The sequence below is a fragment of the Brachybacterium sp. HMSC06H03 genome (genome assembly GCF_001807385.1).
GTDB classification, from domain to species: domain Bacteria; phylum Actinomycetota; class Actinomycetes; order Actinomycetales; family Dermabacteraceae; genus Brachybacterium; species Brachybacterium conglomeratum.
On sequence record NZ_KV788740.1, the window covers coordinates 1 to 6,974 of the forward strand.

The 6,974-nt window shown below is 72.8% G+C and carries 7 protein-coding genes; all 7 read left to right on the plus strand.

Features of this window, described 5'->3' with window-relative positions:
- The coding region (locus HMPREF3159_RS06595; protein ID WP_070500228.1) for a PrsW family intramembrane metalloprotease at positions 1–1,198 on the plus strand (1,198 nt) is incomplete at its 5' end.
- 130 nt (positions 1,199–1,328) lie between these two features.
- Positions 1,329–2,087 carry a YebC/PmpR family DNA-binding transcriptional regulator gene (locus HMPREF3159_RS06600; protein ID WP_070500229.1) on the plus strand — a complete coding sequence of 253 codons (759 nt, stop codon included), beginning with the start codon at positions 1,329–1,331 and terminating at the stop codon, positions 2,085–2,087.
- 124 nt (positions 2,088–2,211) lie between these two features.
- Entirely contained in the window at positions 2,212–2,805 is a 594-nt protein-coding gene (gene ruvC / locus HMPREF3159_RS06605; protein ID WP_070500231.1) for a crossover junction endodeoxyribonuclease RuvC, read from the plus strand.
- A 26-nt stretch (positions 2,806–2,831) separates the two neighbouring features.
- The gene (gene ruvA / locus HMPREF3159_RS06610; RefSeq protein WP_070500233.1) at positions 2,832–3,440 is read left to right on the plus strand and encodes a Holliday junction branch migration protein RuvA; all 609 of its coding nucleotides are present in this window, start codon (positions 2,832–2,834) and stop codon (positions 3,438–3,440) included.
- Between the two features lie 107 nt (positions 3,441–3,547).
- On the plus strand, positions 3,548–4,552 hold the full coding sequence (gene ruvB, locus HMPREF3159_RS06615; protein WP_141748109.1) for a Holliday junction branch migration DNA helicase RuvB: 1,005 nt from the start codon (positions 3,548–3,550) through the stop codon (positions 4,550–4,552).
- Positions 4,553–4,717: 165 nt separating this feature from the next.
- Positions 4,718–5,155, plus strand: coding sequence for a preprotein translocase subunit YajC (gene yajC / locus HMPREF3159_RS06620; RefSeq protein WP_070500238.1), 438 nt, complete (start codon positions 4,718–4,720; stop codon positions 5,153–5,155).
- 96 nt (positions 5,156–5,251) lie between these two features.
- On the plus strand, positions 5,252–6,974 hold a 1,723-nt coding region (gene secD / locus HMPREF3159_RS06625), incomplete at its 3' end, for a protein translocase subunit SecD (protein WP_070500235.1).

Genomic DNA, 6,974 nt, shown 5'->3' on the forward strand with positions numbered 1-6,974 from the left:
GCTGACGCTGTACTTCTCCTTCAAGGTCGCGCCCGCCGCCGCCCGGCCCCGTCGACGCTGGCTGCGCTGGGTGCTGCTGATCGGCTCGCTGCTGGGCATCCTCGCCTCCCTGGCCGTGCTGTACCTGGTGGTGATCAGGCCGCTCGGCATCGGCACCGCGCTGGTCGCCCTCACCGCAGCGCTCGTGCCGGTCGCGCTCGTGCTCGGCGCGGTGTGGTGGCTGGATCGATACACGCCGCAGCCCCGGCTCTCGCTCGTCTCCGCCTTCGCCTGGGGTGCGATCGGATCCGTGCTGCTGTCGCTGTTCTTCGGGACCTTCTTCGACGCCTGGATCTCCCCGCAGGAGGAGACCGAGCTGATCGACTCCTTCCTCGGTGCGGCCGTGCAGGCACCGGTGATCGAGGAGACGATGAAGTCCGCGGGCCTGTTCGCCCTGCTCGTCTGGGGGCGACGCTTCATCTCCGGTCCGCTCGACGGCGTCGTCTACGCCGCCCTCATCGCCGGCGGCTTCGCCTTCACCGAGAACATCCTCTACTTCGGGAACTCCTTCCATCAGGCGCAGGCCGCCGGGACCGTCGACGTCTTCTGGCAGACCTTCTTCCTGCGCGGCATCCTCTCGCCCTTCGCCCACGTGTCCTTCACCGCCCTGTGCGGCCTCGGCCTCGGCATCGCGGCCGAGCGCCGCTCGCTGATGCTCTACTTCGGCCTGGGCCTCGGCGGGCTGTCGCTCGGGATGGCGCTGCACGCGCTGTGGAACGGCTCGAGCTTCTTCCTCCCGGTGGACCCGGAGGCGCCGCTGGCCGGGTTCCTGCGCTACTACGTCACCGTGCAGGTGCCGATCTTCCTGCTGCTGGTGGGCATCGTGCTGTTCCTGCGCCTGCGGGAGAAGCGGATCCTGCGCCGCCAGCTGTCCGAGTACGGCAGGGCGGGCTGGTTCTCGCCCGACGAGGTCGAGATGCTGGTCTCGATGCGTCGGCGCCGTCGCGCCGAGACCTGGGCGGGCCGCCACGGCGCCGTCGCCCGGATGGGCATGCACGACCTGATCCGCGCCGCGATCTCGCTGGGCATGGAGCGGCACAGCGTCCTGTTCGGCCGGCCGACGGCGAGGACCCGCGCCCGCGAGCGCGCGCTGCTCGAGCAGATCACCGCCGACCGTCGTCTGATCGGTGCGCTGACCGCCCCCGTCGTCCGCGGCTGAGCAGTGCCGTCCTCGGGAGCCGGGCTCGCCCTGAGGTGCCTGCGCGGAGCCGGTCGCGAGCACACTGCACCCGACCCACTAGGATGGGGCGTCGATCCGCCCTTCCGGGCGGACGAGCGGAAGGAGAGAGATGGCCGGGCATTCCAAGTGGGCGACCACCAAGCACAAGAAGGCTGCCCTCGATGCCAAGCGGGGCAAGCTGTTCGCCAAGCTGGTGAAGAACATCGAGGTGGCCGCACGCATGGGCGGCCCCGACCCGGCCGGCAACCCTACTCTCTATGACGCCATCCAGAAGGCGAAGAAGACCTCCGTCCCCAATGACAACATCGACCGCGCCGTCAAGCGCGGCGGCGGGCTCGACGGCGGCGGCGTCGACTACGAGACGCTGATGTACGAGGGCTACGCCCCGGGCGGCGTCGCCGTGCTGGTCGAGTGCCTCACCGACAACAAGAACCGCGCCGTCTCCGAGGTGCGCCTGGCCTTCAACCGCAACGGCGGCAACATGGCGGACTCCGGCTCGGTCTCCTATCTCTTCGAGCGCCGGGGCGTGGTCACCGTCGCCAAGGGCGAGAACACCGAGGACGACCTGCTCGAGGTCGTGCTCGACGCCGGCGCCGAGGAGATCAACGACGAGGGCGAGACCTTCGAGATCCTCTCCGAGGCCACCGACGTGGTCGCCGTGCGCACCGCGCTGCAAGAGGCGGGGATCGACTACGAGAGCGCCGAGGCGCAGTTCGTGCCGACCATGCGCACCCCCGTCGACCTCGAGGGCGCGCAGAAGGCGCTTCGCCTGATCGACGCGCTCGAGGACAGCGACGACGTGCAGGCCGTCTACTCCAACCTCGACATCCCCGACGACGTCGCGGCCCAGCTGGACGAGCAGGAGTGAGCGGGAGGGACGGCGCGGCCCTCGCCCGGGCCGCGCCGTCCCTCCTGACGCGGGCCGCACCACCCGGACCGGGGAGAGACCCGTTGACACCGCCGACGGCGATGCCGGAAGGGGAGGAGCGAGGATGACGACCCTGCGCGTGCTGGGGGTCGACCCCGGGCTGACCCGCTGCGGGATCGGCATCGTCGACGCGATCGGCGGACGACGCGCTCGTCTCGTCCACGCGGGCGTGATCCGCTCGGACTCCGAGGAGCCGCTCGAGCAGCGCCTGCTCGGCATCGCCCGCGGGCTGCGCGCCGTGCTCGAGGAGTTCGCCCCCGATGCCGTCGGCGTGGAGCGGGTGTTCAGCCAGTCCAACATCTCCACCGTGATGGGCACCGCGCAGGTCTCCGGCATCGCGCTGCTCGAGGCGGCGGAGCGCGGCATCCCCGTCGCGCTGCACACCCCCTCGGAGGTCAAGGCCGCCGTGACCGGCAGCGGGCGGGCGGACAAGAAGCAGATCCAGTCGGTGCTGGTGAAAGTGCTGGGCCTGGACGCGGCACCCCAGCCCGCGGACGCCTCCGATGCCGTCGCGATCGCGCTGACCCAGCTGTGGCGGGGCGGCGGCCCCGTGGCGCTGGACCGCACGGGCGGCGCCCGCACGAGCGCGCAGGCCGTGTGGGCCGAGGCGGAGCGACGGGCCCGACGCGCCCGGGAACGCTCGACCTCCCGCCAGTGATCGAACAGGTGTTCTAGGGTGGTGGCGTGATCGCATCCCTGACCGGGCGGGTCGTCCGCCTCGACCTCGACGCCCTCGTGCTCGAGGTGGCCGGCATCGGCTATCTCGTGCGCACCACGCCGCAGGCCCTCGCCGCGACCCGTCACGGCGCCGAGCTCACCCTGCACACCGAGCTCGTCGTCCGCGAGGACTCCCTGACCCTCTACGGCTTCCCCCAGGCGGAGGAGGCCGAGACCTTCCGCATCGTGCAGTCCGTCACCGGGATCGGGCCGCGCACGGCGCTGGCCGTGCTCGCCGTGCTCGACCCGGAGGAGCTGCGCCGCGCCGTCGCCGAGCAGGACGTGAAGACCATCACCCGCACCCCGGGCATCGGCCCGAAGGTCGCCGGCCGGATGCTCCTCGAGCTCGGCGGGAAGCTGCCCGCGCCGAGCGAGGCCTCGCCTCAGGCGTCGTCGGCCTCGTGCGCGGCCCCCGGCGGCCCCGACGCCGACGTGGTCGAGGCGCTCGTCGGGCTCGGCTGGGCGGAGAAGGCGGCGCGCGGTGCCGTCGAGGCCGCGCGCGAGGAGGGCGGGGAGCAGCTCGACGCCGCCTCGCTCCTGCGCACGGCGCTGCGCGGTCTCGGAGGACATCGATGAGCGCACGGGCGACGGGCCGCGAGGAGGAGCGGGCCGGTAGGTCGTTCGCCGACGGCTCCTGGGAGGTGACCGAGGATGCGCCGCGCGCGGTGACGAGCCCCGAGTCGATGCCGCCCGAGCGCACCGCGGAGGCCGCGCTGCGCCCGCGCCGGCTCGAGGAGTTCGTGGGCCAGCAGGTGGTGCGCGACCAGCTCTCGCTCGTCCTCGACGCCGCCGCGGGGCGCGGCCGCGCCCCCGAGCACATGCTGCTCTCGGGGCCGCCGGGACTGGGTAAGACGACCCTCGCCATGATCATCGCCGCCGAGCTCTCCGCCCCGCTGCGCATCACCTCGGGACCGGCGATCCAGCACGCCGGGGACCTCGCCGCGATCCTCTCCTCCCTCGACGAGGGGGAGGTGCTCTTCATCGACGAGATCCACCGCCTCGCGCGGCCCGCCGAGGAGATGCTGTACATCGCCATGGAGGACTTCCGGGTGGACGTGGTGGTCGGCAAGGGCGTCGGCGCGACGTCGATCCCGCTGGACCTGCCGCCCTTCACCGTCGTCGGCGCCACCACCCGCGCCGGTCTCCTCCCGGCGCCGCTGCGCGACCGCTTCGGGTTCATCGGCCATCTCGACTTCTACGGCGCCGAGGAGCTGCGCGAGGTGGTGCGCCGCTCCGCCGTGCGGCTGGAGGTCGAGCTCGAGGACCGTGCCGCGATCGAGATCGCCTCCCGCTCCCGCGGCACGCCCCGCATCGCCAACCGTCTCCTGCGCCGGGTGCGCGACTGGGCCCAGGTGCGCGGCAGCGGCGCCCTCGACCTCGGCGCCGCGAAGGAGGCGCTGCGGGTCTACGAGGTCGACGACCGGGGCCTAGACCGTCTGGACCGCGCGGTGCTCAGCGCCCTGTGCGGCCGCTTCGCCGGCGGACCCGTGGGACTGTCGACCCTCGCCGTCGCGGTGGGGGAGGAGACCGAGACGGTCGAGACGATGATCGAGCCGTATCTCGTGCGCGAGGGCTTCCTGCTGCGGACCCCGCGCGGCCGAGCGGCCGCCCCCGCCGCTTGGGAGCACCTCGGCCTCGAGCCGCCCGCGGGGGCGGAGGGCACCCCGCCCATGCTCGGCCGCTTCTGAGCACGGGCGCCGGCCGGCCGCCCCGTGCGGAGCTCGGCGCTCCCGGGCGCCGGCTGGGAGGACCGCGGCGGACCGACGGGTACAGTGGGGCGGTCAGTCGCCCGCGGCAGGACCTCGCCCGTGCAGCAGCACGGACCCGAGGGGCTGTCCGTCGAGAGGAAAACCGTGGAGTTCCTTCCCATCCTGCTCATCATCCTCGTGATGATGCTGCCCCTGTTCCTGCTCTCCCGCAGTCAGCGCAAGGCGCAGGCCAGGCAGCAGGAGCTCGTCAAGAAGCTCGGCGTGGGCGACGAGGTGCGCACGCACTCCGGCTTCTACGGCCTCATCGTCGAGGAGTACGACGACGTGGTGGTGCTCGAGTCGGAGGACGGCACGCAGACCAAGTGGGCCCGCATGGCGATCGCGATGGCCGTGGACCCGGTCGAGGACGAGCAGGGCGAGGCCCTCGAGGGCGAGACCGTCGAGGGCGGGACCGTCGAGGGCGTCGCCCCTGAGGGCGCCGCCCCCCGCGGGGCGCAGGACGCCTCCACCACCGACCGGGTCTCGGGCGTCACCGTCGGCGACGAGGACCCCCGCGAGGACGGCTCCGCGCGCGGTCGCTGACCCGACCCGCGCCGCGCGCCCGATCGCGCACGATCCCGCGGGGCCTCCTCGCCCCGCCCTCCGCTCCCTGGCCCGTCGTCCTGAGGAATCCCCACCATGCCTGCACGCCGCATCGCCCTGGCGACCCTTGCGGTGCTGATCCTGCTGCTCGGCGGCGGGATCGGCGCCGGGGTCTGGAAGGGTGGCTGGCAGCCCGCCCCCAAGCTCGCCCTCGACCTCGAGGGAGGCACCCAGGTGATCCTCCAGGCGCAGTCGCGCGACGGCTCCGCGATCGACGAGACCGCCATGGAGCAGGCGCGGCAGATCATGAGCCAGCGCATCAACGCGATGGGCGTGGCGGAGACCGAGATCACCGTCCAGGGCGGCACGAACATCGTGATCGACGTGCCCGGGCAGATGGACCAGGCGACCTCCGCCGCGATCCGCCAGACCGCCGCGATGTCCTTCCGCCCCGTGCTCGGCCTGGTCGCGCCCGAGGGCAGCGGCGAGGCACTCCCCTCCGACGGGGGCGGCGCCTCGGACGCCGGGGGCGAGGAGTCCGCGGGGGAGACCTCCGAGGCCCCCGCCGATCCTTCGCAGCAGCTCTTCTCGGGCCTGCTCAGCGACGACTCCTCGATGGCTCCCGCGACCGGGACCGGAGAGGACGACCTGCCCTACCCGGCCTGGAGCATGGACTGGATGACCCCGGAGGTCCAGACCGAACTGATGAGCGCGGACTGCGTCGATCCCGCCGCGCAGCAGGAGCGCGCCGCGGAGACCGCCGCCGACGAGCCGATGGTCGCCTGCGCCCCGGACGGGAGCGCGAAGTACCTGCTGGGTCCCGAGGTCATCGCGGGCTCCTCGATCGAGGGCTCCTCCGTCGCCTCGGACGTCACCCCGACCGGTCAGCCGACGGGCTACTACGTCGTGAACATGTCCTTCGACGAGACCGCCGCGGAGTCCTTCTCGACCATGACCGGCGCCCTGTACAACGGCGAGGGCGCCACCGCCGCCTTCGGCATCGTGCTGGACGGGATGGTCATCTCGGCCCCCGAGGTGCAGGAGCCCTCCCCGGGCGGCGAGGCGTCGATCTCCGGAAACTTCTCCCAGGAGCAGGCGACCCAGCTCTCGGACCAGCTGCGCTTCGGTGCGCTGCCGCTCGAGTTCGAGGTCGCCTCCGAGCAGCAGATCTCCGCGACCCTCGGGGCGGACCAGCTCCAGATGGGCCTGATCGCGGGCCTGATCGGACTCGCGCTGGTGGTGGCCTACGCCTTCGCGCAGTACCGCCTGCTCGCGATCGTGACGACCTCGAGCCTGCTCATCATGGGCGTGCTCACCTACGCCACCCTCACCGTGCTCTCGAACATCCCCGAGATCGGCTACCGCCTCTCCCTCGCGGGCGTGGTCGGCCTGATCGTCGCGGTCGCGTTCACCGCGGACTCGTTCATCGTCTACTTCGAGCGCGTGCGCGACGAGATCCGCGAGGGCCGCGGTATCGCCGCGGCCGTGGACCACGGCTGGGACCGCGCCAAGCGCACCATCCTCGCCTCCGACACGGTCAACATCATCGCGGCCGTGGTGCTGTACCTGCTCTCCACCGGCGGGGTGCGCGGATTCGCCTTCGTGCTGGGGCTGACCACGCTGCTGGACCTCCTGGTCGTCTTCCTGTTCACGCATCCGGTGCTGCAGGCGCTCGTGCGCACGCGCTTCTTCGGGAAGGGCCATCCGTGGAGCGGCCTGGACCCGGCGCGCCTGGACCGTGACGTCCCCGCCTACGCCGGGCGCGGACGCGTCCGCCTCGGCGAGGAGCGCGGCCGCGGCGGTCGCCGCAGAGCCCGCG

Excerpts from the sequence above, each read along its gene's own strand:
- HMPREF3159_RS06600 (WP_070500229.1), top strand. The coding sequence starts at position 1,329 with ATGGCCGGGCATTCCAAGTGGGCGACCACCAAGCACAAGAAGGCTGCC.
- ruvC (WP_070500231.1), top strand. The coding sequence starts at position 2,212 with ATGACGACCCTGCGCGTGCTGGGGGTCGACCCCGGGCTGACCCGCTGC.
- ruvB (WP_141748109.1), top strand. The coding sequence starts at position 3,548 with ATGCCGCCCGAGCGCACCGCGGAGGCCGCGCTGCGCCCGCGCCGGCTC.